Here is a 26,154-nt window from a genome sequence, read left to right as displayed (position 1 = left end):
GCCAATGAATACGTTACACATAACGGATACAAGTGGCAGGATCCGACAATCTCTTGACCTTATGCCGGAACCCGACGTAATGTGACGGCCATTCCTGATCCGGCCCAGCGACGGGACGGTGGGGAAGCCACCGGTGTGCGGGCACCGGTGTGGCCCACTCTGCAGCCCATCGGTCGATCCGAGCCCGAGGAGCCCGCCCATGATCATCGATTCGCCACCCGACCATCCCGAAGCGGCCCGACCGGACGTGTCCCGGCGCGGCTTCCTGCTGGGAGCGACCGGTGCTGCCACCGGCCTGACCGCCGCCGCCGTGCTCGGCCGGCCGACCCCGGCCTGGGCCGACGACGCGGAGTTCGCCCGGTTGCGCCGGTGGTGGGTCGATTTCCTCACCGGCGGCGTTCAGGATCTCACCGACGACCGCGTACGCGCCGCGATCGCGGCCCAGGATGCCGCGGTGGACGGCTACGTGGCGGACCTCGACCCGGATCCGAACCGGACCGCGGTGTTCACGAAGCTGCCGTACGACCTGTCCGACCCGAATCGATCAAGGAATGTCGCGTCCACCGCCAGTCAGCTGCGGAGCATGGGCATCGCGTGGGCCACCGAGGGCTCCCGCCATCACGACGACGCCGCGCTGTTCGCCGCGATCGCGGCCGGCGCCCGCACCGTGCTCACCCACAACTACGCCGACGGCATTCCGGAGTCCGGCAACTGGTACAACAACGAGATCGCCATTCCGCAGTATCTGGCCGGGGTCTTCGCGATCTTGGGCGACGACGCCGAGCCCGATGATCTTGCGGCCTACTGCGCCGCGATCGACTGGTACGTGCCCGACCCGCGCTACAACTATCCGATCGGCGATCCGAAGCGCAAGCTGTCCACCGGCGCCAACCGGGTCGATCTCTGCGAGGCGGTGATCATCCGCGGTATCAACGGCCGCTCCGCGGCGCGGCTCGAGGACGCAGTCGCCGCCCTGGCCGAGGTGTTCGTCTACACGACCAAGGGTGACGGGTTCCATCGCGACGGTGGGTTCATCCAGCACAACAGCCAGCCCTACACGGGGACCTACGGCTCCGGACTGCTGCGCGACCTCAGCGTCCTGCTGGCGTTGCTCGCCGGCTCGACCTGGGAGCTGACCGGCGACGTGGAGTTGATCTTCGACGCGGTGGAGAACTGTTACGCGCCGGTGGTCTATGACAACCAGGCGTTCTCCCATATCTGCGGCCGGGCGACCTCCCGCCGGGATCGGGTGGAGCACGGTCCGGCGCTGGACATCGCCGAGGGCATCCTCACCCTCGCCGGCGCCGTGCCCGCCGACCGGGCCAAGGCCTGGCGGGAACGGTGCCGCGGCTGGTTCGAACGGGCCACCTTCCTCGATCCGTTGGCCACCTCGAACCTGCGCCGGCTCGGCCTGTTCCGCTCGGTCCTCGATGACCCGACCCTCCGGCCGGCCCCCGAGCCACCCGGCCACCTGCTGATCCCGAGCATGGCCCGATCGATCCATCGCCGCCCCGGTTGGGCCTTCACCGTCGCCATGTGCCGGGTCGGGATCTCCGCCTACGAGGCGATGTCGACCGGCGAGAACAAGCGCGGCTGGAATCAGGGCCGCGGCATGAACTATCTCTATCTGACCGGCGACAACGCCCAGTTCTCCGACGTGTTCTGGCCGACGGTCGACCCGATGCGGCTGCCGGGCATCACCACCGAGCGCCGACCGCTGCCGGAGATGGGCGAACGGAACACCACGGCCTCCTTCGCCGGTGGAGCCTCTGCCGACGGGGTGCGGGCGGTGGTCGGCCAGAAGATCGTCGGGCCGGGCGAGGGTTCGGCGCTGCGCGGCAACAAGTCCTGGTTCTGCCTGGACGACGCGGTCGTCGCCCTCGGCTCGGGGATCGTCGGCGACGGCTCGTACCCGATCGAAACGATCATGGAAAACCGGAACCTGTCCGACTCCGGGTCCAACGCGTTGATCATCGACGGGGTCCGGCAGCCGGCCGACCAGGGCTGGACCGCGAACCTCGGCCGCCCGGCCTGGGCCCACCTGGCCTCGGTGGCCGGCTACGTCCTGCTCGATCCGGCCGCCGGCACCCCGGCCGACCTGGTCGCCCTGCGGCAGGAACGGACCGGGACCTGGCTGGACATCAACCACTACTGGTCCGGCCACGACGACACTCCCCACACCCGGCGCTATCTGACCCTGTACTTCGCCCACGGCAAGGACCCGAACGCCGGCAGCTATGCGTACCTGATCCTGCCGGGAGCCAGCGCCGCGGTGACCGAACAGCGGCAGCGGGACCCGGGCGTGATGATCTTGGCCCAGTCCAACTACACCCACGCCGTGTATGCGGCCGCCTCGGGCTTCACCGGCGTCAACTTCTTCGGCATCCCCGATCCGGCCGAGTCCGTACGGCTGGCCGGACCACTGACCGGCGGCACCGTGTCGGCGTCCAAGCTCTGCTCCGTCGCCCTCACGTCACAGCGGGACGAGCTCCTGATCGGCGTGGCCAATCCGGCGCACAACGTCGACGCGGTGACCGTCACGCTCGACGGCGTCGGCTTTCAACCGCTGTCGGCCGATCCCACCGTCGAGGTGTCGGCCGCCGGCACCAAGATCACCGTCCAGGTCGACACGAGTGATCGCGACGGCCGAACCCACCGGGCCCGCCTGACCAAGAGAAGGACGCGTTGATCATGAACGATCAGCTGTTCAGCCGGCGGGGACTGCTCCGCGGCACCGCGGCCGCCGCGCTCGCGGTCGGCGCCGGCGGCCTGTTCGCCGGCTGCACCAGCGGGCCGGATTCGACCGGAGGCCAGGTCTCCCGGACCGGAGTCGCCCTGCCGGAGTACGTACCCTTCACCGGGGTCGCCGGCGATCTGCCCGCTTCCGCGGCCGGTCTGCAGCCGGCGTTCTTCAGCTATCCGGCCGAGCCGAAGTCGATCACCGGCGCGAAGCCGATCACCAGTGGCGATCCGGTCACCGCTGCGGCGATCATCAACAACGTGGTCCGGGAGCGTAACGACAACCGCTACTGGCAGGCGCTGGAGTCGCGGCTCGGCGCGGAGATCAAGATCCTCGGCGCGCCGACCGGGGACTTCCCGGCCAAGCTCGCCACCATCCTGGCCGGCGGCGAACTGCCCGACGTCGTCCAGCTCTATCAGACCACCCAGCTGCCCGGCCTGCTCAAAGCGAAGTTCGCCGACCTGACCGAGCACCTGAGCGGTGCCGCGATCAAGGACTTTCCTGCCCTGGCGAACATTCCGACGATCAGCTGGCCGGCCGGGGTGTATCACAACGCGATCTACGGCATCCCGCAGCACCGGACGCCGCAGACCGTGTCGTTGATCATCCGGGACGACATCGCCAAGGAGCTCGGCGTCTCGATCGAGCCGAGCAACGGCGAGGAGTTCCGCGAGATGTTCCGGCAGCTCACCGATGCCAAGAACAACCACTGGGCCGAGCGGTCGCCGCGAAACATGCTCGGCTACGTCAACCAGATGATCGGCACCCCGAACACCTGGCGGGTCGACGGCGGAAAGTTCATTCGGGACTACACCACCGATGAGTATCGGCAGGCGCTCGACATCCTGGCTCAGATGTGGAAGGAGGGCGTGTTCCATCCCGATTCGTTCAGTTCGGTCAGCGCCCAGGTGACGGCCTGGATCGCGGCCGGCACGGTCCGGATGGTCAGCGGACCGGGCGCCTTCTTCCCCAGCGCGCAGGCCGTCAAAGATCATGATCCGAACCAGACCGTGGCCGTGGTCCGCCCGCCGAAGTGGGAGGGCGGCGGTCCCGCGGCGCAGTATCTCGGTCCGGCGATCTTGTGCACCACCGCGCTCAAGCAGGCCGAGCCCGATCGGATCAACGAGCTGCTGCGGATGCTGGACTACCTCGCCGCGCCGTTCGGCACCGAGGAGGGCCTGTTCATCGCGTACGGCGAGGAGGGCTTCCACCACACCCGGGTGAACGGTGAGCCGGTGCTCGGCGAGGACGGCAAGGCGGAGCTCTTCAACATCGGCTACGTGATGTCGCCGCCCCGGGTGCACTACGTCGCCGGCTACCCCGACATCGCCGAGGCCGAGTATCGGGCCGAGGAGTCGGCGGTCACCGTCTCGGCCCCCTGGCCGACGGCGGGACTCTACTCAGCGACCGAGGAGACCAAGGCCGCCAACCTGGGCAAGACGATCACGAGCCTGCAGGACGAGATCATGCGCGGGCAGCGCACTCTGCGGGACTGGGACGAGGCCGTCGCCGCCTGGAAGCGCGACGGCGGCGACACCATCGCCGCCGAATACGCCGAGTCGCTGCAGCAGTCCGGGGGCTCCTGACCGCCGCCGAGTTTCCACCGCACAACCAATCTGCGAGAGGACGACCCATGCCCGAATCCACCCCGACTCCACGACGAACCCGGCGCGAGCTGCTGCTGACCGGTGGCGCGGCCCTGGCCGCCGGCACCATCGGCTGGGCCGCCGGCGGTGACACCGCCCACGCCCTGACCGGCCACAGCACGCTGGACAGCCCGGACTGCAAGTTCTACTACGAGCCGACCGGCAATCCGGTCACCCTCCAGTTCAACGACACCTTCTACAACCAGCTGTCGACCTGGAAACGGTGGACCTCCTACAACGTGCCCGAGAGTTGGGGCGCGCCAGTCGAGGTGTTCTCCTACGGCGCGTACGTCAACAAGCCCGGCATGCACGGGCAGGGCCGGGCGTTCGATCTGGGCCGCTACCGGTTCCGGAACGCCGAGGGCATCACCAAGCTGATGTCCTGCCGCTACGACCAGTGGAACGGCACCGCGAACGCCGAGCTGTACCGGACCCGCTACTGGGGTCTGGCCTGCAGCTTCGCCCGCTACTTCCAGCACGTCCTGACCTACTACGACAACGCCGATCACCACAACCACATCCACGCCGACAACGCGGTCTACGGCTCGCCGACCAACGCCCGCTACAACACCGGCTCGACCAGCCAGACGTACATCCTGCAAGCCGCCTGCCGCTTCGTCTGGGCGAAGGGGACGGCCGTCGACGGCGACTGGGGCCCCGAGACCAGCGCCCACTCCACCGAGGTCCTGCGCCGCATCGGCCAGACGTCCGGCACCGTAGCCAGCTCCGGCACCAACTGGACCGCCTTCTGCGCCGCCACCTTCCGCAAGGCGGTCGGCGCCGAAGCCTACTGACCTCATCGCGACCCGGTCGGACAGCACCGAACTCGGACAACGCTTCGCGATCGACCCGCCACTTCTGCTCCGACACGCCGCCAAACCACGTGCACTTCTGGCGTCTCGGCGGAACTCAACGGGGCAGGAACCCGGCACGGTAGGAACGTAGGGGGTTCGGGGGACTCGGTCCCCCGGCAGACAGAAGCGGACCCTGCGAAGGTGCCCGTCAGGGCACCGAGCAGGGTCCGCTCATTCGCGGGTGGAGGTGGCGGGAATCGAACCCGCGTCCTCGAGCGACGAACCAGGTCTTCTCCGGGCGCAGCTAGCAAGTCGTTTTACTCGGCTCCTGCACTCGCGCTAGCACGTTGCAGACAAGCCCAGTCTCAGTAGATGTCCCTGTTCAGCCCTAAGACGCAGCTGGAACCGGTAAGCCTCCTAGATGAGGCCAGGGTCCGGGACGGAGGCACGCCCGGTCTGACCCTTCGATCACTGCTCAGGCAGCGAGAGCGAAGTCAGTGCGCTTTTCAGTGGCACTTATTGGTTTCCAAGGAGTCGTTTACGAGATGACCTTGGATCCTCGGCCCGCTTCCCCTGGAACTATCGTCCCAAGTCGAAACCGATCACCCCCTGTTGAGTTGTGCCTGCCCACTCTAGCTCAAGGGACCCAGAGAGTGCAGCATGGTTTACAACGCGACGAAGGGCCAGCATGTTCCGCCCATGCCGGCCCTTTCCCCTGTCGTACGCCGAGGTCAGCGCTCCTTCAGCGCCTCGACCTTGATCACCGACTTGACCGGGTTCTTCCAGTCCTCGCCCTGCAGGGCCTTGGCACCGCCGATGATCGTCAGCACCAGCCAGCCGACGCCCATCAGCGGGAAGATCCAGTCGAAGATGTCGAACGGCACGACATTGCTCAGGATCGCGGCGGCTATGAAGGAGACCATCGAGATCAGCTGGAAGTTGAACGCCTTGGCGGCTTCCTTCCGCGGGTAGCTGCCCTCGCGGGACAGCGCGAAGAACAGCAGCGGCCCGAAGATCCAGAGGAAGAAGACCGAGAAGTGCGCCAGGCCGGCGACGCCGCGGCCGGCCTGCTGCTTGGTCTCCGGCCGGATCATCGGCTGGTAGGCCGGATGGACCCCGAGCGCCTTGGACGAGCTGGGGACATGGACCAGGCCGAAGAAGGCCTCGTTCAGCTCGCGCCGGGTGCCGGCGGAGATCACCTGGCCGATGCGCCGGTCGAATTCCTGCTCGGTGATCCGACCCTCGGCGTACGCCTCCTGCAGCCACTGCTCGGCGCGGTCCCGCTGATCGTCGGTGACCGGCATCTTCAGGCTGGGATGTTCGAATGCGGAAGTCATGGGCACCAGCCTGATCGATCGACGCCCGCCAGACCATCGGGCACTCCCCTGAGTGGTCCCGCGAACCCCCTCATAGGGTGTGGGGCTATGACCGAAAAACCGGAGATCGACTTTCCTGACGGACCGCCCCCGACCGACCTCGAGATCACCGACCTCACCGTCGGCGACGGCGCCGAGGCGGCGCCCGGCACCCAGGTGAGCGTGCACTACGTGGGCGTGGCCCATTCGACCGGCGAGGAGTTCGACGCGAGCTACAACCGCGGCGCGCCGCTGGACTTCCCGCTGGGCGCCGGCCGGGTGATCCAGGGCTGGGACCAGGGGGTTGCCGGGATGAAGGTGGGCGGGCGCCGCAAGCTCGTCATCCCGCCGCATCTCGGGTACGGCGACCGGGGCGCCGGCAACGCCATCGCGCCGGGCGAGACCCTGATCTTCGTGGTTGACCTGCTCGGAGTTCGCTGACCCGAAGTCGCAGGCCTCGCTCTCGTCGGGAGGGCGGTGCGGCGGTGGCTACCAGCTGCCGCCGCCTCCGCCGCCCCCACCGCCGCCGGAGAAGCCGCCGCCGCCCGAGAACGAGCTGCCGCCGCCGAAGCCGCTGCCGCTGAAGCCGCCGCCGCCGGAGCTGCTGGCGACCGGGCTCGAAGCGGTGATCAGGCTGCCGGTGATGAAGCCGGTGTTGAAGCTGCTCAGGCTGGAGTAGTTGCCGGAGTACCAGTACGGGGTCGTGTCCGGGATCCGGCCGAGCGCCACCAGCCTGGCGCAGATCTGCGCCCACCGGTCGGCCAGGTCGAACACGATCGCCCAGGGCAGATAGCGGGAGAAGATGTCGTCGCCCTCCTCGAACCGCAACTGCTCGGCCTCGGCCGTCTCCAGGTAGAGCCGGAACCCCTCGGCCTGATCACACATGGCCCGCCCGTCCGGGGTGCGCCGGCCGCGGCGGAGCTTCGACCGGAGCACCAGCAGCGTGATGATCAACGGGGCCAGCGGGATCACCAGCCAGAGGATCGGCAGCCCGAACGTGAACGCCAGGAAGACGCCGAAGATCACGACGCCGAACCCGACGCCGCCGGCCGTGGTCGCCGACGGCAGCTTGACGAACCAGCCGCGCTGCGCGACCTGATTGCGGACCGCGGTCTGCATCGCGGTGTGCGCCGCGACCATCGTGCCGCGCGCCGACAGGTCCTTGACCGTCCCCGCCGGCTGGCCGTCGAACAACTTGGTCAGCAGCGTCATCTCGTGCGGCGCCGTGGCCCGGCTCGGATCCACCAGGGTGACCCGGAAGTCGCTCTCCCCCTCGCTCTGCACGGTCAGCGCGCCGCGGACCGCGAGGTCGATGATCGTCGCCGCGGTCTCCCGGTGATCAACAACTCCGTCGACCAAGAGGCCCGCCTCGGCCACCGGCACCCGCGGCGGCGAGAACGCCACCGGGATCTGCATCTTCGGGTCGTTGCGGACCACCTGGCTCGGCTGCCCCTGCAGCGGCACCGTGCCGGGTGCCAGGCCGGCGTAGCGCTGATCCTGCCCGTTCCGGCGCCACCAGAGGACGCCGATGATCGGCGGCAGGATCATCACCGCTGCGCCCAGCGCCACGATCACGCCGGCGATGATCATCTCGCCGGGGCTGAGCTTGGAGCCGTCGGGCTCCAGATGCGGCTTGTTGTCAGTGATCAGGCCGGACTTGATCTTGACCGCGATCGTCATCCCCTCGCCCGCGGTCAGCGCGGACTGGCTGAAGGTGGCCTGCTCGGAGCCGGCCTTGGACTGCTGGTCGCACTCGGTCCGGCTGGTCGCCAGGCCGACGTAGCAGTTGGTGTCTTGCGCACCGCCGGGCACCGTCGCGGTGATCGCCACGTCGTTGATGTCGGCGTTCCAGCCGGTGCCGATCGCATCCCAGTACAGCTCGTCGTAGGAGTTCGAGGTCCGCATCGCGCCGCGGACCTCGTAGCTGATCTCGTACGTCTCCGAGCTGGACACGGTCTCGTCGGGGTCGCCGATCCGGACCCGGGTGACCTCAGACCGGCCGCCGTCCTCCTCGGTAGTCGACGTCTCGTACTGGGTCGGGGCGCCGGTCGGGCTCTGCACCGAGATGATCTTGACGTCGTAGACGGCGTCGTTCTCGTCGTCGTACTTCTCCCGGGTGATCAGGTTGCGGTCGATCCCGTGCCGGCCCGACGACCCGAAGTCGTACGCGATCGTCTCGGTGACCCGCAGCACCCCGGCGGTGTCCACCCGGTAGTCGATCTTGTACGACTCGATCTGGTCCGACGCGCCGAAGGCCCGGCCGGTCACGGCCAGGGACAGGCCGGCGACGATGATCATCGCAGCCAGGATCAAGATCAGTGATCGTGGGACCGGCTTGACGGCCGCCACCCTGACCCGGCGCGCGATCCGCGGCATCGACTCATTCACCCCTGTTCCGGGCCGCGAGGGCCCGTTCGGCATCCCGGCGCGACTCGCGCTCGGCCAGGGTCTGACGCTTGTCGTACTCCCGCTTGCCGGTCGCGACCGCGAGTTCCACTTTGGCATAGCCGGCGAGGAAGTAGAGGGACAACGGCACCAGTGTCGTGCCGGCCGAGCCCAGGTCCCGCTCGATCCGGTTGATCTCGCGCCGGTTCAGCAGCAGCTTGCGGGTCCGGCGGGCGGCGTGGTTGGTCCAGGTGCCGTGGCTGTATTCGGGGATGTGGGCCGACCGGAGCCAGACCTCCCCGTCGTCCACGGTGGCGAAGGCATCGGCCAGCGAGGCCCGGCCCTCGCGCAGCGCCTTCACCTCGGTCCCGGTCAGCACCAGCCCGGCCTCGTAGGTGGTGCCGATGGCGTAGTCGTGGCGCGCCTTGCGGTTCTGCGCCACCATCGTCCGGCCGGACGGGTCCTTGCCCGCCTTGCCGTTCTTCGTCGTCTTCTTCGCCATCGTCCGTCCTCGCCGTGTCTACGTCAGCTTGCAAGAGTATCCGCCGCCGCACCATGGCTGTCGACGCGTTTCCGGCCGCCACGCCGGCCACCGAAGTCGAACAAGATCAACTCACCGGCGCGACCGCGACCAGCACCGCGGTCACCGCGAGGATCGCGAAGGCCAACGCCACTTCCGCGCCGATCACCACGCCGAGCGTCGTGAACTCCTGCCGAACCACGGGCGCGGGCGCCTCGTCGACCGGTCCGCCGACCAGGGCCCGGGTCGTCGCGGCAAGGCGCCGGGCCGCGACCGCCCGGGCGGCGTAGCGCCGGCCGTGATTGCCGAGCACCAGCATGCCGCCGAACAGGCCGGTCTTGATCGCCAGCACCAGCCCGTACCACGACGACAGCAGGGGCAGCGGTCCGCCGGCCACGGCGAGCGCGTGCAGGATGCCGGTGCCAAGCAGGATGACGATGCTGACCGTCGCCAGCAGCGAGAACCTCGGGATCACTCGATCCGTGACGTCGACCTCGTTGCCCGGGATGAGGGTGGTCGCCAGGGCCAGCAGGCCGCCGAGCCAGGCCGAGGTCGCCATCACATGGCCGGAGGTGGCGATGATCTTGACCAGCTGCCAGGGATCGGACATCGCGTTGGACTGGGTCACCAGGGTGGCCGCCAGCACCACGATCACGGCCAGGACGACCACCCGACGCGGACCCACCAGGGGCCCCTGGCGCAGGTCGGCCAGGAAGAAGGCGGCGAAGGCGAGCCCGGCCAGCCGAACGATCAGCCAGCTGCCGGTCAGCCCGTCGACCACTTCGCCCAGTTGCCGCCCGGCGAGCACCAACGGCGCGACGACCCCGAGCACGGTGCCGCCGGCGAGCAGCGTGATCCCGGCCGCGGCGAGCCGGGTCAGCCGCCGATTGTGCACCCCGTCCGGCCAGGCCAGCGCCCAGAACATGCCGGTTCCGGCGACGAGCACATAGCCGCCGTAGGTGAGCATCCGAAGGCCGCCGACGACCACGGCCATCGTCTCCGGCCCTAGCGGCAGCACCGGCTGCTCATCCCGGGAGCGGCAGGTCGTACTGCACTCGGACCACGGCGTCCCGGGCGGGCAAGGGGCGAGCGGTCTGCAGGTCCGGCGGCTGACCGGACGCACAGCTGCGCTCGGCGGCCGGCAGCCGGAAACAGTCCAGGGCCAGGATCCCCTGCCCGGCGACCTGCATGATCACCGGCAACCGTGACGGCACCCCGGTCAGCGGGCCCAGCGTCGCCAGGGCCCGTCCCGGCTTGGACGGACGGCTCGGTTGTCCGACCCCGGTCAGGGTGTAGCGGACCTCGATCCGGTCGGCCGGAACCTCCCATTCCACAACGGTTGAGCGCCTGATCGGCCCGTCCGGCAGCCGGACGGGTTGATCATCGGCACTGAGCTGGACCGTCCTCGCCGTCGGCCGCAGCTCAGGTCCCGGCTCGTCCTCCGCGAGCGGAATCGGGCGCAGTTTGATCTTGGTCACCGGCGTCGCCAACTTGATCACCTCGACGACCTGAAAGCTGCCGTCACTCACCGGAGCGGCCCGGAACCAGAGCCCGGCCAGGGTGAAACCGGGTCCGGACGTCGGCCTCGAGGGTTCGCCGGGAGCGGCCGGCGCCGGGGTCGGAGCCGGTGTCACGGTCGGGGTGGGCGTCGGCACCACGGGGAGGGGGCTCCGGTAGGAGGGTCCGGCCGATGGCGACGCCGCGGGCAGGGCATCCGCCGTCCGCGCGAAGAGCCCTGCGCCGACCAGCAGCAAGCAGGTGACTATCGCCCCGATCAACCGCCGCGAGCGGTCGCGCCATTCTTGGGCCGGTGCCATCGTTTCCCCCGAAACGCTCCCGTTCGGGAGCAGTGACCCCAGTACTGGGCTCTTTTATACCACTTTGGTCACGGGCCAGAGGCCGAACAGTTAATGTGATCGCACGCACCAGCGGCATTGCTGGAAAGCCGTCATCGACGGCCGGATGACCGGCATCGAGGCCGGTCGGAACGTTCGGGGGAACGCTCATGTCGAGGTCACACGCGCGCCGGCTCCGCCGTGCCATCATCATCGCCGGCGTCATCATCGGCTCGGCGGCACTGCTCACACCGACCGCGGGAGCCGACGATCAGGCCACGGTCTACATCGTCCAAGGTCTGCCCGGACTGACGGCGACCGTGGCGATCGACGGCCGGACCGTCTTCGCCGACGCCGGTCCCGGCAAGATCAGCGATCCGATCAAGATCGACAGCGGCAAGGTGACCGTCTCGGTCACCGTCGACGGCGGGACGGTCCTGACGTCGGAGACGACGCTGGCTGCCGGCTCCAACTCCGATCTGGCCGTTCACCTGCCGATCGTGCCCAAGGGCGACCCGGTGCTCACCGTCTTCGACAACGATCTGACCGCCGTGCCCCGGGGAAAGGCGGGGCTGGCCGTGGCCCACGTCGGCATCGAACCGCCGGCCGACGTCATGGTCAACGACAAGGTGATCTTCGCCAACGTCACCAACGGCGACTTCGTCTACACCGTGGTGCCCGCGGGCACGTATCAGGTCAAGTGCGTCGCGGCCGGCCACGCCCAGATGAAGATGCCGGCGCTGATGGGCCCGGTGGAGCTGACGGTGCAGGGCGGCACCCTGACCCGGGTCTTCGCCTACGGCGATCCGGCGGCGGGGATGATGACCTACACCAGCCACGCGATCAAACTGGCGAGTGCGGGCAGTGACCGACCGCAGGACGTCAACACCGGCACCGGCGGGCAGGCGGCCTGGTCGGCCGTCCGTTGATCATGGCCGTGAGGCGGTGATGATCAAGCACCGGGTGGTGGGGCTGGCACTGCTGGCCGGTCTGCTGATCGGAGGCGTCGGCTGCCAGCCTCGTCCGGTCGGCACCGATCCCGAGTCGGCACCGGCACGCGTCGCTCCAAGTTCGCCGAGGCCACCGGCCGCGGCGGAGGTGGGCACCGACGCCGCGCCGGACTCCCGCTTCGTGCCCGACCGGATCGACCTGCCCGGGGGCATCCAGGCCGCGGTGGTCCCGGTCTCGACGGTGGCCGGCAGCCTGGTCGTTCCCGACGACGTGGGTCAGGTCGGCTGGTGGGACGGCAGCGCCCAGGTCGGTGATCCGTACGGTGCAACGGTGATCGCCGGTCACGTCGACTCGGCCGAGCAGGGCATCGGCTTCTTCCGCCGGCTGTGGTCGATCAAGGTCGGCGATCACCTCACAGTCCGCGCCGACGAGCTGCATCGCCGCTTCCGCGTCACCGAGATCCGCCGGGTCGACCGGCGGCGGCTGGCCGATGATCAAGAGGTCTTCGCCCAGACCGGGCCGCCGCGGTTGATCCTGCTCACCTGCATCGGCGCCTACGACCGGGCCCGGGGCGGCTACGCCGACAACCTGGTCGTCGTCGCCCGGCCGGCGTGATCAGGAGCGACCTCCTCGCCCCGGATCAGCGGTAGCCGCCGGCCTGGATCCGGTAGAGGTCGGCGTACTGACCGTTGCGGGCGATCAGGTCCGCGTGGCTGCCGATCTCGACCAGCCGGGAGCCGTCCAGGACCAGGATCAGGTCGGCCATCCGGACCGTACTGAACCGGTGTGAGACCAGGATCGTGATGCCGCCGTCACGGCGCGACCCCGCCGACTCCGCATAGCGCTCGAACAATTCGTGCTCGGTCTCGGCGTCGAGCGCGGCGGTCGGCTCGTCGAGCACCGTGAGCAACGGGGCCGCGCGCATGAACCCCCGGGCCAGGGCCAGCTTCTGCCACTGACCGAAGCTCAGCTCGGCGCCGTCGGGCCAGGTCGGGCCGAGCTGGGTGCCGAGCCCCTGCGGCAGCCGGGCCACCACGTCGTCCGCGCCGGCCCGTTGCACCGCCCGGGTCACGGCCGGCTCGTCCCCGGCCCGGGGCAGATCGCCGAGACCGACGCTGGTCCGGGCCAGGAACTCGAACCGGAAGAAGTCCTGGAAGCTGCCGGCGAGCCGTTCCCGCCACCGGGCCGGATCGAGCCGGCCCAGCGGCTCGTCGTCGATCATGATCGCGCCCGCGGTCGGCCGGTACAGGCCGCAGAGCAGCTTGACCAGGGTCGACTTGCCGGCGCCGTTCTCGCCGACGATCGCCACCACCGCGCCGGCCGGCAGCGTGGCGGTGATCCCGGACAACGCCTCCCGGTCGACCCCGGGATAGCGAAACGTCACGTCCCGCAGGCTGATCCCCCGCTGCAACCGCTCCGGCGCCGGCCGGTCGGCCCCCTCGAGCTGCCGGGCGGCGTAGCGCTCCAGCCAGACCAGCCGGCGCGAGCCGTCCAGCCAGATCCCACGCAGGAAGCCGATCTCGCCCACCGCGGCACCGATGTAGGAGGACAGCCGAGCGCCCGCCGCCATGATCAACAACACGTCGCCGATCGACGACCCGCGGAGCACCACGAAGACGATCGCGCCGACGTAGCCGAGACCGAACACGGCCCAGGCGAGGGCATGGGTCACCGCACTGCCCCAGCGGGCCGCCGCGACCGGCCGAAACCAGCGCTCCCATTCGCTGCGGCGCCGGGCGACCAGCCCCGGGCCGATCCCGGTCACCCGGACCTCCTTGCCCGCCGCCGCCGTGGTCGCGGTCGTGAACAGGTGCTCCGCCAGCCGGGCGTGCCGGGCCGCCCCCTCCTCGACCCGGCGCTCCACCGCGGGCCGGATCGAGGAGCTGAACACCGGCGGCAGCCCGAACAGCACCAGCACCAGCAACAGCGGGTGCACCGAGGCGAGCAGGGCCAGCGTGACGGCCAGCCGGACGATCCAGCCCAGCGTGCTGAGCACCGACAAATACATGTGGTCGAGGACGAAGACCTGGTTGCGCAGCACGGCGAGCCGGTCCAGGAACTCCTGCCGCTCGTGCACCTCGACCCCGGTGATCGACGCCTGCAGGGTGGCGATGTGGGTCTCCAGCGCGATCGTGACCTTGTCCCGGAACCGCCGGGTCAACCGGTCACTGAGCACCCGCAGCAGCCAGGTCGCGGCGACCGAGCCGGCCATGGCGAACACCGCGACCATGATCATTCCGGCGTCACGGGCGATGATCGCGTTGCCCAGCCACTGCAGCCAGAGCGCCAGCAGGGCATCCGGCACCGCCGCCAGCAAGGTGATCGCGAGCGCGGCCAGCAACAGCAGCGGCTCGTGCTGATAGCCGAGACGGAACAGCCGCCACATCGACGCCAGGGCCGGTGGCAGCGCGTCCGGATCGGTCCGGTCGACCGCGGGGTCAGCCGAGGACATCGAAGGCCACCCCCTCCTCGTCGAAGTCGGCGTCGAAGCGCCGGGCCTGCAGCTGATACATGGTGCAGTAGCGGCCGCCGCGCTCGATCAGGTCGTCGTGACTGCCCTGCTCGATCACCCGGCCGTGCTCCAGGACGCAGATCTGATCGGCCTTGCGGACCGTGGAGAAGCGGTGCGAGATCAGGATCGTCGTCGCCGCTCGGGTTGCGGCCAGCACCCGCTCGAAGATCGCCAGCTCGCCGCGTACGTCCAGCTGCGCCGTCGGCTCATCCAGCAGCACCAGCCCGGCACCGGCCCGGACCGAATACAGGGCGCGGGCCAGAGCGATCCGCTGCCACTGCCCGCCGGACAGGTCGATGCCGCCCGGATACCCCTTGGCCAGGATCGTGTCCAGCTCGGCCAGCCCCTCGGCGCCCGCATCGGCCAGCGCGGCCCGGATCGCCGCCTCGTCCACCGCCGCGGCTCCATGATCAACTCGCAGCGCGCCGCCCGGCGCATGATCAACTCGCAGCGCGCCGCCCGGCGCGTGATCAACTCGCAGCGCGCCGCCCGGCGCGTGATCAACTCGCAGCGCGCCGCCCGGCGCGACGTTCTCCCGCAGCGGCAACTCGAACCGGACGAAGTCCTGGAAGACGGCCGTGATCCGCCGCTGCCAGGCGTCGGGATCGAGCTCGCGCAGGTCGACCCCGTCCACCTCGATGGTGCCCTCGTCGGGGTCGTACAGCCGGCAGAGCAGCTTGGCCAGCGTCGTCTTCCCGGCGCCGTTCTGGCCGACGATGGCCAGCGAACCACCGGCCGGGATGGTCAGGTCGAGGTGATCGAAGATCGGCCGGTCGGTGCCGGGATAGCGGAACGAGACGTCGCGGAACCTGAGCTCGCGCAGCGGAGCGTCACCGGCCGGCCGGCTGCCGATCGGCAGCGCACCCCGCGGCCGCATCGCAGCGCCCAGCCGGAGCACCGCGGCGACCGGCGCCGCCGCCCCGTCCAGCGCCCAGTTCAGGCCGCCGAAGGCGATCAGGCTGATCCCGATCGCGGTCTGCACGAAGACGACGATCCGGTCCACGGTGAGGGTGCCGTCGACCCCGGCCAGCCCCAGCGCACCGAAGACGACCGCGTTGCCGGCCAGCACGATCGCCAGGCTGAGCAGGACGGACTTCTCCCGCAGTCGGGTGGCGCGGTACTGCAGCTCGAACAACGTGCGGCGCCGCGAGATGAACCGCTCGACCACCCAGCCGGCCAGCCCGAACAACCGCAGTTCCTTGGCCGGCTGCGGGTCGACGGCCAGCCGGTACGCGTAGTCGGCGTGCCGCTGCGCCGACCGGACCTCGGCGGTCTGCCGGTCCTTCCAGACCCCGCTCTCCCGGAGCAGCCAGTGGGTCGAGGCCCAGCAGCCCACGAGGATCAACGGCGCCCACCAGGCGAATCCGAGCAGTACGACGGCCGAGGCGACCCCGCCGACCACGCCGAGCAGCCCGCCGGCGATGAAGTCGACGTTGAGATACATCGGCGGCCCGGTCATGCCGCGATCGAACTCCCGCGCGACGGTCAGATCCTCGGCCAGCTCGGGGTCCTCCAGGTGTGCGATGCCGGGCGGCTCGACACAGGTCCGGGTCAGCTCATCGTTCAGCCAGGCCGAGACCCGATTGCCGAGGTTCATGCTGACCGCCTGCAGCACCGGCGGCAGCACCTGCATCAGCAGGAACAGCGTGCCGGCCGCGACCAGCGGGCCGACGATCGAGGAGCCGCCCGCGATCGCGCCGACGACCGCCCCGGTGGCCACGGCGAACACGGCCGGCGCGATGCCGCTGACCAACAGCAACGTCCACCACAGCACGGTCAGCGGCAGATCCGCCCGCGGCAGGACACGGAAGAACTTCCACTCCTGCCGGTCGCGAAGCCGGGTCAACACCGAGTCGGTCACAGCAAGTCACCCTGCCACCGCCCCCTGACAGCCGACTTGGAAAAATCCGCACTCCTCGCCCACATGCCGAGTTGTCAGAACTGAGTTGTGCCCGGGGGCTACTCAGTTCTGACAACTCGGCTTGAAGGGGGGTCAGAACCAGGACATCGGGTTCTTCATGTCGCCGTCGAGCCAGACCATCAGGTGCAGATGGCAGCCGGTCGAATAGCCGGTGGTGCCGACGTAGCCGATCACTTCGCCCTTGGACACGCGCTCGCCGACGCCGACGGTGTAGCGGATGGCGTGGTTGTACGCGGTGGTGACGTAGCGGCCGTCGACCTTGCCGTGGTCGATGATCAGCCGGTTGCCGTACCCGCCGTTGTAGTAGCGCTCCTCGACCCGGCCCTTGTACGGCGCTCGGATCGCGGTGCCGCAGCCGGCGCCGAAGTCGGTCCCGTCGTGCAGCTTCCAGTAGTGCAGCACCGGGTGGAACCGCATCCCGTACGGGGACGTGATGGGCGCGCTGACCGGGTAGTCGAAGCCGTGCGAGGCCGAGGACGACGAAGACTTCTTTTTCTTCTTCGGCTTCTTCTTCGGCTCGTCATCGTCGTCATCGTCGGAACTCGAACCGGAGTCGGAGTTCGACTTCTCCTGCTCCTCGGCCCGCTCCCTGGCCTCGGCCGCCTTCCGCCGCTTCTCCGCGGCGATCCGGGCCTTCCGTGCGGCCTCCGCCTTCCGCGCCGCCTCGGCCTTCTCCCGGGCGATCCGGTCGGCGATCCGCTGCTCGACCTGGGCCCGCTCGGCGGTCTGCTCCGCGTACTGCTCCTTGTCCGCCGCGACCTGACCGGCGGCGGCGCTCTCGGCCGCCTGCTTGGTCTGCAGCAGCGCCGCGACCTGGGCGGCCTCGTCCTGCGCCTGCTGCTCCAACTTCCGCTTCCGGACGAGGTTCTCCGCGGCGGCCTGGCGATTTGCCGCGTCCTCCTTCTCGACGTCGGTCTGGTGCGACCGGGCCGCGTTCAGCTTGCGCTGGGCCTCGGTCAGTTCGGTGATCTGGCTGTTGGAGGTCTCCACCATCGTGGTGGACCACTGCAGCCGGGTCTGCAGGTCGCCGAGGGTCGAGCTCTCGACCAGGAAGGCGACCCCGAGCAGGTTGGTCTGCTGCTGCACCTGATCCCGTACCACCGCGGCGGCGCGCTTCTCCTTCGCCTCCAGTTGGCGCTGGCCGGCGACCACGGCGGCCTTGGCCGCCTTCAGCGCGGCCTGCGACTTCTTCAGCTTCGCGGCCATCTGCTGATCGACCCGGCGGGCCTCATCCAGTTCCGCCTGGGTCGCGGCGAGCTTGGCCTCGGCGGCATCGACGTCGGCCTGCGCCTGCTCCACGGCGGCGACGGCATTCTGCAGCTGCGAGGTCGACTCGTTCAGTTGCTGCTTGGTGTCCTTGAGCTGGGCCTCGATCTTGGCCTTCTGATCATCGAGGTCGTCGGCCGTCGCCAAACCACTGGGCAGCGCGAAGGCCACCGCGGTCGCCAGCACGACCACGAGGCCGGCCCGCAGTCGGCGAGCCCGCAGCGACCAGCGTCGCCGACTGGCGAGTCGGGCGGCGTCCGTTTCGGCGGACACCAATTTCGGCCGGGCGAAGCGACCATCGTTCTTCGCTTCGCTGTCGCCCGGAGCGCCCTTTCGGGCGCAGGGAAGATCCGGAACCACAGCTTTCCCCAATCACAGATTTTCGATTTTTTCCGCCCAGTCCCCGATTCTGAGAGCGTCTTGAGTCGTGCGCGAGAGTTTCTACTCAGGTCACACTCTCAAGTACTTTCTGGTCGTTATCAGCGTGGGAATAATAGACAGAAGCAACCCGACGATCGCAACCCCTCCCATGGCCAACAAGGCGTGATGCCACTGGATCCAGGGTAAACCTTGGATTGAGGGTTGAGCCCGTTGGAAGATGACGAAGTAAACGCCTGCGGCCAATGTGACGCATGCGAGAGCAGCCCCGACGAGGGCTGAGACGATGGCTTCCAAAAGGAACGGAAGCGTGATATATAGATTGCTCGCTCCGACCAGGCGCATGATGCCGATCTCCCGGCGCCGCGCGAATGCCGCCAATCTGATCGTGTTACCGATCTGCATGGCCGCCGCCACCAGCAATAATCCGGACGCGACAATGGCCGTCCATTGGAGCAGATTGAGCCACTGGAAGAACGGTTCGAGAATCGCTCGCAAATCCTGAACGGTCTGCACTCCGGGCAGCCCGACGACGGCACTCACCACGCCCTCGTAATGCTCCGGATTCTTCAGCTTGACCCGGAACGACTCCTGCATGTCCTGCTCGGTCAGCACCGCGCCGAGCGGATTGCCCCGGTATCGGTCCTGATACTCGGCGAACGCCATCGCCTTGGTCTCGAAGAAGATGCCGTCCGGCGCGACCTCGGGGTTGGTCCGCAGGGTGCGCTCGATCTCGTCCTTCTGCGACTGGCTGATGTCCTGGCCCGGCGTGCACATCTGGCCCCGGGTGTCCTTGGTGCAGAGGAAGACCGCGATCTCGATCTTGTCGTACCAGTTGCCCTTCATCAGGTTGATCTGCTGGCTGGCCAGCAGACCGGAACCGAACAGGGACAGCGACACCCACATGGTCATGATCACCGCGAGGGTCATCGTCAGATTGCGCCGCAACCCATTCAGGGTCTCGGAGACGATGTGGCGGAAACGCATCAATCAACCTCAATCACAGAACACAGCAGAAACACGACGATCAGGCGCTCAGTATCCGTAGACACCGCGGCTCTGATCGCGCACCACGATCCCCTCGTCCAGCTCGATCACGCGCTTGCGCATCTGATCGACGATGGTCGAGTCGTGGGTGGCCATCAGCACCGTCGTATCCGAACGATTGATCCGGTCGAGCAGTTTCATGATCCCGACGCTGGTCGCCGGATCCAGGTTTCCGGTCGGCTCGTCCGCGATCAGGATCTTCGGCCGGTTGACGAACGCGCGGGCCACCGCCACCCGCTGCTGCTCGCCGCCGGACAGCTCGTCCGGCATCCGGTCGCCCTTGCCGTCGAGGCCGACGAGGTCCAACACCTCGGGCACGACCCGGCGGATCACCGAGGCCGGCTTGCCGATCACCTGCAGGGCGAACGCGACGTTCTCGTGCACGGTCTTGTTCGGCAGCAGCCGGAAGTCCTGGAACACGGTGCCGATCTGGCGGCGCATGCTCGGGATCTTCCAGGAGTGCAGCCGGTTCAGGTCCCGTCCGGCGACGTAGACGTGACCCGCCGTCGGCCGCTGCTCGCGCAGGATCAGCCGGAGGAAGGTCGACTTGCCCGACCCGGACGCGCCGACCAGGAAGACGAACTCGCCCTTCTCGATCTCGACGTCGACCTCGTCCAGCGCCGCCCGGCGCTGATTGGCATAGACCTTGGAAACATTCTCGAAACGAATCACAGTTGTGCCTCGGCCGGGCTAGACGTTTGAGGGCGCTCCTAGTAGAGCGCCGGAAACCGGCCAGAGCAGAGTCTAGGTGACCGTTCTGTGATCCAAGACCATTGGCACCCGTTGGCGCGTCGAGCGGCCGCGGTCAGGCGCCGGGCATCGCCACGTCGAGCGCGTACCGCTGGGCGGGGCTCAGCCGGGCGAACGTGTTCACCCGGATGTACGCCTGCTGGTCGAGCTGCTGCGGCAGCTCGCGGCTGGCGAAACAGGAGTGCATCGCCCGCCGCGGCCGGTCGGTCCGGTTCTGGGTGCCGCCGTGCCAGAGATGGCTGTTGAAGATCACCACGGTGCCGGCCGGGGCCAGCAACAGCACCTCATCGGGATGGGCAGCGGTCGGATCGGGCATCACGTCCCCCGGGAGCTTGCCGCTGCGATGGGTGCCCGGGACGATCCGGGTCGCGCCGTTCTCGGCGGTGAAGTCGTCCAGCAGCCAGATCGAGTTGCAGACCAGGTATTCGCCCGCCGTCACCGGCACCCCGTAATCGGCGTGTAGGCCCTGGTGTCCCTGGCCCGGCAGCGCCGACCGGGCGTTCAGCGAGTACAGCCGGAACGAGGCGCCCAACACGTGCCGCATCGCCGCCAGCACGCGCGGGTGGGAGAAGCAGACCTCGAACATCGGGTCCTTGTTCACCAGGTCGGCCAGCCGATCGGTGCCGCGCTCCTGATGCACCTCGACCCCGGCCTGGCCGCCCTCGGCCGCGGTCAGCTCGGCCAGCCGCGCGTTGAACGCGGCGAGTTGTTCGGCGCTGATGATGCCCTCCAGGGGCAGGAAGCCGTCCCGGTCCAGCTGCTCCCGCTCCGCCGCGGTCAACGTGTCGTCGGCGACGCCGAGGTCGCGCAGTGCCGTCTCCATGTCCATCGCTTGCACCTTTCGTTGCGGACGCCCGTCGCCGCCTGATGTGCTTGACCTCGACCCTGCCGCGATCGGGAGGCGAGCAGAATGCAGGAGGCGACGCACCCTATGCACGAACCGCCAGGACCGCCCGCTGTGCCACGACTGATCGGTGCCGGTGCGCACGTCGCCGGGCCCGGGCAGGATTTCCCGCTGCACTCCCACGGCAGCTGGGAGGTCGTCTACTACGCCAGCGGCCGGGCCCGCTGCCCGATCGGTGACGAGACGTACGACGGCGTCCCGGGCACGATCCTGGCGACGCCGCCCGCCACGCCGCACGCCGAACTGACCGTGACCGGCTACGCCAACCGCTACATCCAGCTCGACGCGCCGCCGGACCGGGCCTGGCCGCGGGCCAGTTTCGACGACGGCGCCGGCTCGCTCGGCCGGCTCTTCGACGCGATCACCCACGAGTTCCTGCGCCCCGCCCCGGACCGGGACCGGGACCGGGACCGGATGCTCGCGCTGTTGACCGAACAGCTCGACCTGCAGCTGCGCCGGGCTGCGGCCGAACGATCCGTCGGGGTCGCCGAACAGACCGTCGCCGCGGCGGAATGGCTGATCGAGCAGCGCTTCGCCGACCGGCTGCGGGTCGCCGACCTGTGCGTCGAGCTGTCCTGCTCCCCGTCGGCCTTGCGGTCCTACTTCGGCCGGCTCCGTGGGATCAGCCCGCGCGCGTACCTGCGATCGGTCCGGCTCCGCCACGCACTTGGCTACCTGCGCAACTCCACCCTGACCCTGCAGAAGATCGCCACCCTGTGCGGCTACGACTCCGTCAGCCACCTCAGCCGCCACATCAAGGCCGAAACCGGCACCTCCCCCGGCACCCTCCGAGCTCCGCCGGTCCAGGTGAGCGCCGGGACGGTCAGCTGAGGACGTGGTTGATCCGGGAGCCGGCGTAGAGGTAGCGGCGATCGGCCGGCGGGCTGGTCGGCGGGAGCTCGGCATCGGTGAACGTGCCGACCCGGAACTGGGTCCAGGACAGCTGACCGGCGGAGCGGCCGGCCCATAGCCCGTCGCGGACCGGGTGCAGCTCCAACTCCTGGGTCTCCGGCTCGTCGCCGAGATCGATGTCCTCCTCGATCAGGGCGCGGTAGCCGGTCTCGGAACGGACCAGTTCGATCCGTTCGCCGACCCGGCCGTAGCGGCCGAGCCAGGGGGCGAGGTCGGCCTCGGTCCCGGTCGGTTCGAGCGTGCTCGGCGGCACCGTCAGCCCGCGGTCGGCCAGCACCTCTCGGCGCAGCTCGAACCACAGGTTCGCCGCACCGGGCCCGTTGGTGAGCAGACAGACGGCGACCCGCAGCGACGGCACCACGATCACGTACGCGGACTGGCCCACGGTCAGCCCGTTGTGCCCGAACACCTCGTGCCCCTGCCAACGACCGACCATCCAGCCGAGACCCTGATGGCCCTCGATCTGCAGGCCGGGCGGGTTCGCGCCGTAGTCGGCTCGCATCGACGCGGCCGCCGCCGGCGACAGCAGCCGGCCGCCGTCCCGGGCGTGCTCGGCGGCCACCGCGAGCAGCTCCGCGGCGGTGGAGTTGATCAAGCCGGCCGGTCCGATCGACCGCGGCAGGGTCCAGTGATCAACCGGGTGCCGGGGCTCCCCCGGACCGCCGGTGTGGCCGACCGCGGCCGAGTGCAGGATCGCTTCCTCGGCCAGGGTCGAGGTGTGGGTCAGGCCGAGCGGCTCGATGATCTTGTCCCGCAGCACCAGCCGCCACGGGCGCCCGTACAGGATCTCGAGGACCCGGCCGGCCACCACCCAGGCGGCATTCGAATAGGAGTACCGGCTGCCCGGGCGGAACATCTGGGTCGATCGGGCGAGCAGTTCGACGTAGCGCTCGAGGCAGTCGTCGCCGCGGCCGGTGTCGGCGAAGAGGTCGCCGTCGATGCCGGACCGGTGGGTCAGCAGGTGGCCGATCGTGATCATGGACGACGCCACGGGATCGGCGGTCAGCGCCACCCCGGGGCCGAGGATCTCGATCACCGGCTGGTCCAGCGCCGTCCGGCCCTCGTCGATCGCCTGCGCCATCAGGGTCGCGGTGTACGGCTTCGTGATCGAACCGATCTGAAACACCGTCTCGGGCAGCACCGGCTGGCCGGTGCCGGTGTTGATCACTCCGTGCGCGGCAACCCGGCAACGGTCCGCGGCTTGGTCGGCGCCGATGTCGATCACGCCGAGCACAGCGCCGGGCACGCCGTGCCGTACGGCCAGCGCGGAGAGCTCGGCCGACCAGTCCTCCCGAGTCACCGGCCGGTCAGTTGGCCGCGGCGGAGGTCCGGCGCCAGCGGATCCCGGAGTCGATGAAGCCGTCGATGTCGCCGTCGAAGACCGCGTCCGGATTGGACACCTCGTGGTTGGTGCGCAGGTCCTTGACCATCTGGAACGGATTCAGCACGTAGGACCGCATCTGCGAGCCCCAGCTGTTACCGCCGTCGCCGCGGAGCGCGTTCAGCTCCGCCTCCCGCTCCTGCCGGGCGCGTTCCAGCAGCCGGGACTGGAGCACCCGCAGCGCCGCCGCCTTGTTCTGCAGCTGGGACTTCTCGTTCTGGCAGGAAACCACGATCCCGGTCGGCAGGTGGGTGATCCGGACCGCTGAGTCCGTGGTGTTGACGCTCTGCCCGCCCGGACCCGAGGACCGGAAGACGTCGATCCGCAGGTCGGCCTCGGGCAGGTCGATGTGGTCGGCCTCCTCGGTCACCGGCAGCACCTCGACCCCCGCGAACGACGTCTGCCGCCGGCCCTGGTTGTCGAACGGCGAAATCCGGACCAGCCGGTGCGTGCCCTGCTCCACCGACAGCGTGCCGTACGCGAACGGCGCCTTGACCGTGAAGGTGGCCGACTTGATCCCCGCCTCCTCGGCATAGGAGGTGTCATAGACCTCGGTCGAGTACGAGTGCCGCTCGGCCCATCGCAGATACATCCGGAGCAGCATCGCCGCGAAGTCCGCCGCGTCGGTGCCGCCCGCCTCGGACCGGATGGTGATCAACGCCTCGCGCTCGTCGTACTCGCCGGCCAGCAGGGTCCGCACCTCGAGCGCGTCGATCTCGGACCGCAGCCCGGTCAGCTCCGACTCCGCCTCGGCCAGGCTGCCGGCGTCGCTCTCCTCCTCGGCCAGCTCGACCAGCACGCCCAAGTCGTCCAGCCGGGAGCGCAGCCGGGCCATCCGCTCCACCTCGGACTGCAGCACGGACAGCCGCGAGGTCACCCGCTGGGCGTTGGCCTGGTCGTCCCAGAGGTCGGGCGCCGCCACCTCGATCTCCAGCTCGGCGATCTCCGCCCGCTTGGCTTCGGGGTCGAGAACGGCCTCGATCGAGTCCAGGGCCTTGCCCAGCTCGGCGAGCTCTGCGGGAAAATCTGAGACTGCCACAACCGGTCACTCTACTGACTCGGTCCACAGCGCGGCACCGACCGCTCGATGAGGGTGCCGACTCGGTGACCGGAATCCAGCAACAGTCGCCGAAAACGCGTGCCGGAAGGCGGATCTCGCCGACGAGTGCGGGATTCCGGTCACTCCGCCTTCACCCTGAACTCGCCTGCCGGTTCAGGCTGAGGCACCACTAAGCTCTCCGACCGACGGGGAGGAGCCCGATGACCGAGCAGGTGCTGGCGATCGACGTCGGCGGGACCAAGATCGCGGCCGCGCTGGTGGACGACACCGGCGCGATCGGCCGGCAGACCGAGCAGCCGACGCCGCGGACGGCCGACCCCGACGAGGTGTTCGGCGCGCTCGCGACCGCCGTCACCGAGTTGCTCGAGCCGGGCACACCGGCACCGCGGGTCGGGATCGGCTCGGCCGGGCCGATCGACGAGCCGGCCGGGACCGTGTCGCCGGTCAACATCGGCGCCTGGCGCGGCTTCCCGATCGTGCCGCGCACCCGGACGGTGATCAAGGAACTGACCGGTTCTGAGCCGCTGGTCGGGCTGGCCGGCGACGGGCACTGCTTCGCCCTTGGTGAGCACTGGCTCGGCGCGGGCCGGGATCTGGATTCGATCATCGGCGTGGTCGTGTCGACCGGGGTCGGCGGCGGCGCGGTGCTGCGGGACCGGCTGGTCGGCGGGATGACCGGCAACGCCGTCCACCTCGGCCACATCACCGTCGACGCCTGGGGCGCCCGGTGCGTCTGCGGCGGCTACGGCTGCGTCGAGCTGTACGCGCGCGGGCCCGGGATGGTGGCCGCCGCCCGGCAGGCCGGCTGGACCGGACCCGACGACGCCCGGGCCCTGACCGCGGCGGCGCGGGACGGCGACCCGATCGCGACCAGCGTCATCGATCGCGGGATGCGTGCCCTGGCCGCGGGCCTGGCGACCACCGCGACCGAGCTGGACATTGCCACCGTCGTGCTCGGCGGCGGGGTCGCCAAGGCGGGCGACGTGATCTTCGAACCGTTGCGCCGGCATCTGCGCGACTTCGCCGTGCTGCCGTACGTCAGCGAGCTGGAAGTCCGGCCGGCAGTCCTGGCCAACGCGGGCTTGCTCGGTGCCGCCGCCCTCGCCTTCGGCCTCAACTGACCAACCCCACCGAGTTGTCAGAACTGAGTAGCCCCAGGGCACAACTCAGTTCTGACAACTCGGTCAGGTGGAGGGTTGGTCCAGGGCGCCGGTGATGCGGCCGGGAGCGGTGCTGCGCTGCCGGGTCGGTGCGTCCGGGTCGGCGTCGTCTCGCGGCGGATCGTGCTGCCGCGGCGGATCGTTCCGTGGCGGATCGTTCCGTGACGGCTCATCCGGGTCGGGATCGTCCTCGGTCGATTCGGCCAACTCCTCGAACGCGACGAACTTCTCCTCGCCGGTCGCCCGCTTCCCGGGCCAGTCGCTGATCCAGATCAGCACGAAGGCCGCCAGGGAGCAGGCGAGCCCGATCACCGGGCCCAGCACGAACAGCCACACCACGACCAGCCCGACCACGACCAGGATCGCGACCACGAGCGCGCGTTTGAGATTCAATCGGCCGTGCCAGCTGCGCCAGGCGCAGTAGCCGATCCACGGGATCATGGCCAGGGCCACCACGACCCAGGCGAACACCGCCAGCCGGCCGTCGAAGTTGCCGGCGACCAGGCGGATCATGCCGATCAGCGTGAGCGCGCCGGCCCCCAGGCCGAGAACCAGCCGGAGGATCGGATGCGCGGTGTCATTGCCTTCCATCACGCCTCACCCTACGGCTCCCCGGGCCGATGGGGCGCGCCCTGGT

At 69.5% G+C, this 26,154-nt stretch carries 22 protein-coding genes and 1 other RNA gene; 8 read left to right on the top strand and 15 right to left on the bottom strand.

What is annotated here, in order from left to right:
- The first annotated feature begins 199 nt into the window (after positions 1–199).
- Genes FNH24_RS23020 through FNH24_RS23010 form a run of 3 tightly spaced genes read left to right on the top strand, consistent with a single transcriptional unit; the run spans position 200 to position 5,180 of the window.
- Positions 200–2,689: a polysaccharide lyase 8 family protein gene (locus FNH24_RS23020; protein WP_152364584.1), complete on the top strand. Its 2,490-nt coding sequence runs from the start codon at positions 200–202 to the stop codon at positions 2,687–2,689.
- A 2-nt stretch (positions 2,690–2,691) separates the two neighbouring features.
- Complete coding sequence (locus tag FNH24_RS23015) at positions 2,692–4,326, top strand: extracellular solute-binding protein (RefSeq protein WP_152364583.1); 1,635 nt, start codon at positions 2,692–2,694, stop codon at positions 4,324–4,326.
- A 47-nt stretch (positions 4,327–4,373) separates the two neighbouring features.
- Entirely contained in the window at positions 4,374–5,180 is an 807-nt protein-coding gene (locus tag FNH24_RS23010) for a hypothetical protein (protein ID WP_152364582.1), read from the top strand.
- Positions 5,181–5,419: 239 nt separating this feature from the next.
- Here the strand turns inward: FNH24_RS23010 and ssrA are convergent.
- Positions 5,420–5,790: a transfer-messenger RNA gene (gene ssrA / locus FNH24_RS23005) on the bottom strand.
- 121 nt (positions 5,791–5,911) lie between these two features.
- Positions 5,912–6,517: a DUF1707 and DUF4870 domain-containing protein gene (locus FNH24_RS23000; protein WP_152364581.1), complete on the bottom strand. Its 606-nt coding sequence runs from the start codon at positions 6,515–6,517 to the stop codon at positions 5,912–5,914.
- A gap of 87 nt (positions 6,518–6,604) precedes the next feature.
- Between FNH24_RS23000 and FNH24_RS22995 the strand changes: the two genes are divergently transcribed.
- Positions 6,605–6,976, top strand: a complete 372-nt coding sequence (locus FNH24_RS22995) for an FKBP-type peptidyl-prolyl cis-trans isomerase (RefSeq protein ID WP_152364580.1) — start codon at positions 6,605–6,607, stop codon at positions 6,974–6,976.
- A gap of 48 nt (positions 6,977–7,024) precedes the next feature.
- Here the strand turns inward: FNH24_RS22995 and FNH24_RS22990 are convergent, their stop codons facing one another.
- The 4 genes from FNH24_RS22990 to FNH24_RS22975 form a co-directional block, all read right to left on the bottom strand.
- A complete protein-coding gene (locus FNH24_RS22990) occupies positions 7,025–8,911 on the bottom strand; it encodes a DUF2207 domain-containing protein (RefSeq protein ID WP_161606272.1) in 1,887 nt (628 codons plus the stop codon).
- A gap of 4 nt (positions 8,912–8,915) precedes the next feature.
- Positions 8,916–9,422, bottom strand: a complete 507-nt coding sequence (gene smpB, locus FNH24_RS22985; RefSeq protein ID WP_152364578.1) for an SsrA-binding protein SmpB — start codon at positions 9,420–9,422, stop codon at positions 8,916–8,918.
- 106 nt (positions 9,423–9,528) lie between these two features.
- On the bottom strand, positions 9,529–10,458 hold the full coding sequence (locus FNH24_RS22980) for a CopD family protein (protein WP_152364577.1): 930 nt from the start codon (positions 10,456–10,458) through the stop codon (positions 9,529–9,531).
- Between the two features lie 7 nt (positions 10,459–10,465).
- On the bottom strand, positions 10,466–11,095 hold the full coding sequence (locus FNH24_RS22975; RefSeq protein WP_152364576.1) for a hypothetical protein: 630 nt from the start codon (positions 11,093–11,095) through the stop codon (positions 10,466–10,468).
- Between the two features lie 350 nt (positions 11,096–11,445).
- Here FNH24_RS22975 and FNH24_RS22970 point away from each other — a divergent pair, with 350 nt between their 5' ends.
- Together FNH24_RS22970 and FNH24_RS22965 are read left to right on the top strand one after the other, a co-directional pair.
- Positions 11,446–12,204, top strand: coding sequence for a DUF4397 domain-containing protein (locus FNH24_RS22970; RefSeq protein WP_152364575.1), 759 nt, complete (start codon positions 11,446–11,448; stop codon positions 12,202–12,204).
- 19 nt (positions 12,205–12,223) lie between these two features.
- A complete protein-coding gene (locus FNH24_RS22965) occupies positions 12,224–12,841 on the top strand; it encodes a class F sortase (RefSeq protein WP_246187029.1) in 618 nt (205 codons plus the stop codon).
- Between the two features lie 25 nt (positions 12,842–12,866).
- Here the strand turns inward: FNH24_RS22965 and FNH24_RS22960 are convergent, their stop codons facing one another.
- The 6 genes from FNH24_RS22960 to FNH24_RS22935 all read right to left on the bottom strand — a co-directional run bounded on the left by FNH24_RS22960 (position 12,867) and on the right by FNH24_RS22935 (position 20,929).
- On the bottom strand, positions 12,867–14,678 hold the full coding sequence (locus FNH24_RS22960; protein WP_152364574.1) for an ABC transporter ATP-binding protein: 1,812 nt from the start codon (positions 14,676–14,678) through the stop codon (positions 12,867–12,869).
- Positions 14,665–16,599, bottom strand: a complete 1,935-nt coding sequence (locus FNH24_RS22955; RefSeq protein WP_152364573.1) for an ABC transporter ATP-binding protein — start codon at positions 16,597–16,599, stop codon at positions 14,665–14,667. The genes FNH24_RS22960 and FNH24_RS22955 overlap by 14 nt, the downstream gene beginning before the upstream one ends.
- 132 nt (positions 16,600–16,731) lie before the next feature.
- Complete coding sequence (locus FNH24_RS22950) at positions 16,732–18,198, bottom strand: M23 family metallopeptidase (RefSeq protein WP_152364572.1); 1,467 nt, start codon at positions 18,196–18,198, stop codon at positions 16,732–16,734.
- A 177-nt stretch (positions 18,199–18,375) separates the two neighbouring features.
- The gene (gene ftsX, locus FNH24_RS22945; protein ID WP_152364571.1) at positions 18,376–19,290 is read right to left on the bottom strand and encodes a permease-like cell division protein FtsX; all 915 of its coding nucleotides are present in this window, start codon (positions 19,288–19,290) and stop codon (positions 18,376–18,378) included.
- A 48-nt stretch (positions 19,291–19,338) separates the two neighbouring features.
- On the bottom strand, positions 19,339–20,022 hold the full coding sequence (ftsE, locus tag FNH24_RS22940; RefSeq protein ID WP_152364570.1) for a cell division ATP-binding protein FtsE: 684 nt from the start codon (positions 20,020–20,022) through the stop codon (positions 19,339–19,341).
- Between the two features lie 133 nt (positions 20,023–20,155).
- Entirely contained in the window at positions 20,156–20,929 is a 774-nt protein-coding gene (locus FNH24_RS22935; RefSeq protein WP_152364569.1) for a phytanoyl-CoA dioxygenase family protein, read from the bottom strand.
- Between the two features lie 129 nt (positions 20,930–21,058).
- On the opposite strand from FNH24_RS22935, the gene FNH24_RS22930 reads away from it, so the two are divergent.
- Complete coding sequence (locus FNH24_RS22930) at positions 21,059–21,835, top strand: helix-turn-helix transcriptional regulator (RefSeq protein WP_161606271.1); 777 nt, start codon at positions 21,059–21,061, stop codon at positions 21,833–21,835.
- Here FNH24_RS22930 and FNH24_RS22925 read toward each other — a convergent pair.
- The gene (locus FNH24_RS22925) at positions 21,828–23,216 is read right to left on the bottom strand and encodes a serine hydrolase domain-containing protein (protein WP_152364567.1); all 1,389 of its coding nucleotides are present in this window, start codon (positions 23,214–23,216) and stop codon (positions 21,828–21,830) included. The two genes, FNH24_RS22930 and FNH24_RS22925, sit on opposite strands and share 8 nt — an antisense overlap.
- Before the next feature lie 7 nt (positions 23,217–23,223).
- Positions 23,224–24,336 (bottom strand): peptide chain release factor 2, encoded by a 1,113-nt coding sequence (prfB, locus tag FNH24_RS22920; protein WP_152364566.1) that lies wholly within the window; start codon positions 24,334–24,336, stop codon positions 23,224–23,226.
- A gap of 221 nt (positions 24,337–24,557) precedes the next feature.
- Between prfB and FNH24_RS22915 the strand changes: the two genes are divergently transcribed.
- Positions 24,558–25,478: an ROK family protein gene (locus FNH24_RS22915; RefSeq protein WP_152364565.1), complete on the top strand. Its 921-nt coding sequence runs from the start codon at positions 24,558–24,560 to the stop codon at positions 25,476–25,478.
- Positions 25,479–25,541: 63 nt separating this feature from the next.
- Here the strand turns inward: FNH24_RS22915 and FNH24_RS22910 are convergent, their stop codons facing one another.
- Positions 25,542–26,108, bottom strand: coding sequence for a hypothetical protein (locus FNH24_RS22910; protein ID WP_152364564.1), 567 nt, complete (start codon positions 26,106–26,108; stop codon positions 25,542–25,544).
- Positions 26,109–26,154: the final 46 nt, after the last annotated feature.

The sequence above is a fragment of the Microlunatus speluncae genome (genome assembly GCF_009299835.1).
GTDB classification, from domain to species: domain Bacteria; phylum Actinomycetota; class Actinomycetes; order Propionibacteriales; family Propionibacteriaceae; genus Microlunatus; species Microlunatus speluncae.
Note: the sequence above shows the minus strand (reverse complement) of the source record. Positions and strands in the feature narration are given on the sequence as shown.

Bases quoted from the DNA above. Each gene is read 5' to 3' on its own strand.
- FNH24_RS23020 (WP_152364584.1), top strand. From the start codon at position 200: ATGATCATCGATTCGCCACCCGACCATCCCGAAGCGGCCCGACCGGAC.
- FNH24_RS23015 (WP_152364583.1), top strand. From the start codon at position 2,692: ATGAACGATCAGCTGTTCAGCCGGCGGGGACTGCTCCGCGGCACCGCG.
- FNH24_RS23010 (WP_152364582.1), top strand. From the start codon at position 4,374: ATGCCCGAATCCACCCCGACTCCACGACGAACCCGGCGCGAGCTGCTG.
- FNH24_RS23000 (WP_152364581.1), bottom strand. From the start codon at position 6,517: ATGACTTCCGCATTCGAACATCCCAGCCTGAAGATGCCGGTCACCGAC.
- FNH24_RS22995 (WP_152364580.1), top strand. From the start codon at position 6,605: ATGACCGAAAAACCGGAGATCGACTTTCCTGACGGACCGCCCCCGACC.
- FNH24_RS22990 (WP_161606272.1), bottom strand. From the start codon at position 8,911: ATGCCGCGGATCGCGCGCCGGGTCAGGGTGGCGGCCGTCAAGCCGGTC.
- smpB (WP_152364578.1), bottom strand. From the start codon at position 9,422: ATGGCGAAGAAGACGACGAAGAACGGCAAGGCGGGCAAGGACCCGTCC.
- FNH24_RS22970 (WP_152364575.1), top strand. From the start codon at position 11,446: ATGTCGAGGTCACACGCGCGCCGGCTCCGCCGTGCCATCATCATCGCC.
- FNH24_RS22965 (WP_246187029.1), top strand. From the start codon at position 12,224: ATGATCAAGCACCGGGTGGTGGGGCTGGCACTGCTGGCCGGTCTGCTG.
- FNH24_RS22960 (WP_152364574.1), bottom strand. From the start codon at position 14,678: ATGTCCTCGGCTGACCCCGCGGTCGACCGGACCGATCCGGACGCGCTG.
- ftsX (WP_152364571.1), bottom strand. From the start codon at position 19,290: ATGCGTTTCCGCCACATCGTCTCCGAGACCCTGAATGGGTTGCGGCGC.
- FNH24_RS22935 (WP_152364569.1), bottom strand. From the start codon at position 20,929: ATGGACATGGAGACGGCACTGCGCGACCTCGGCGTCGCCGACGACACG.
- FNH24_RS22915 (WP_152364565.1), top strand. From the start codon at position 24,558: ATGACCGAGCAGGTGCTGGCGATCGACGTCGGCGGGACCAAGATCGCG.
- FNH24_RS22910 (WP_152364564.1), bottom strand. From the start codon at position 26,108: ATGGAAGGCAATGACACCGCGCATCCGATCCTCCGGCTGGTTCTCGGC.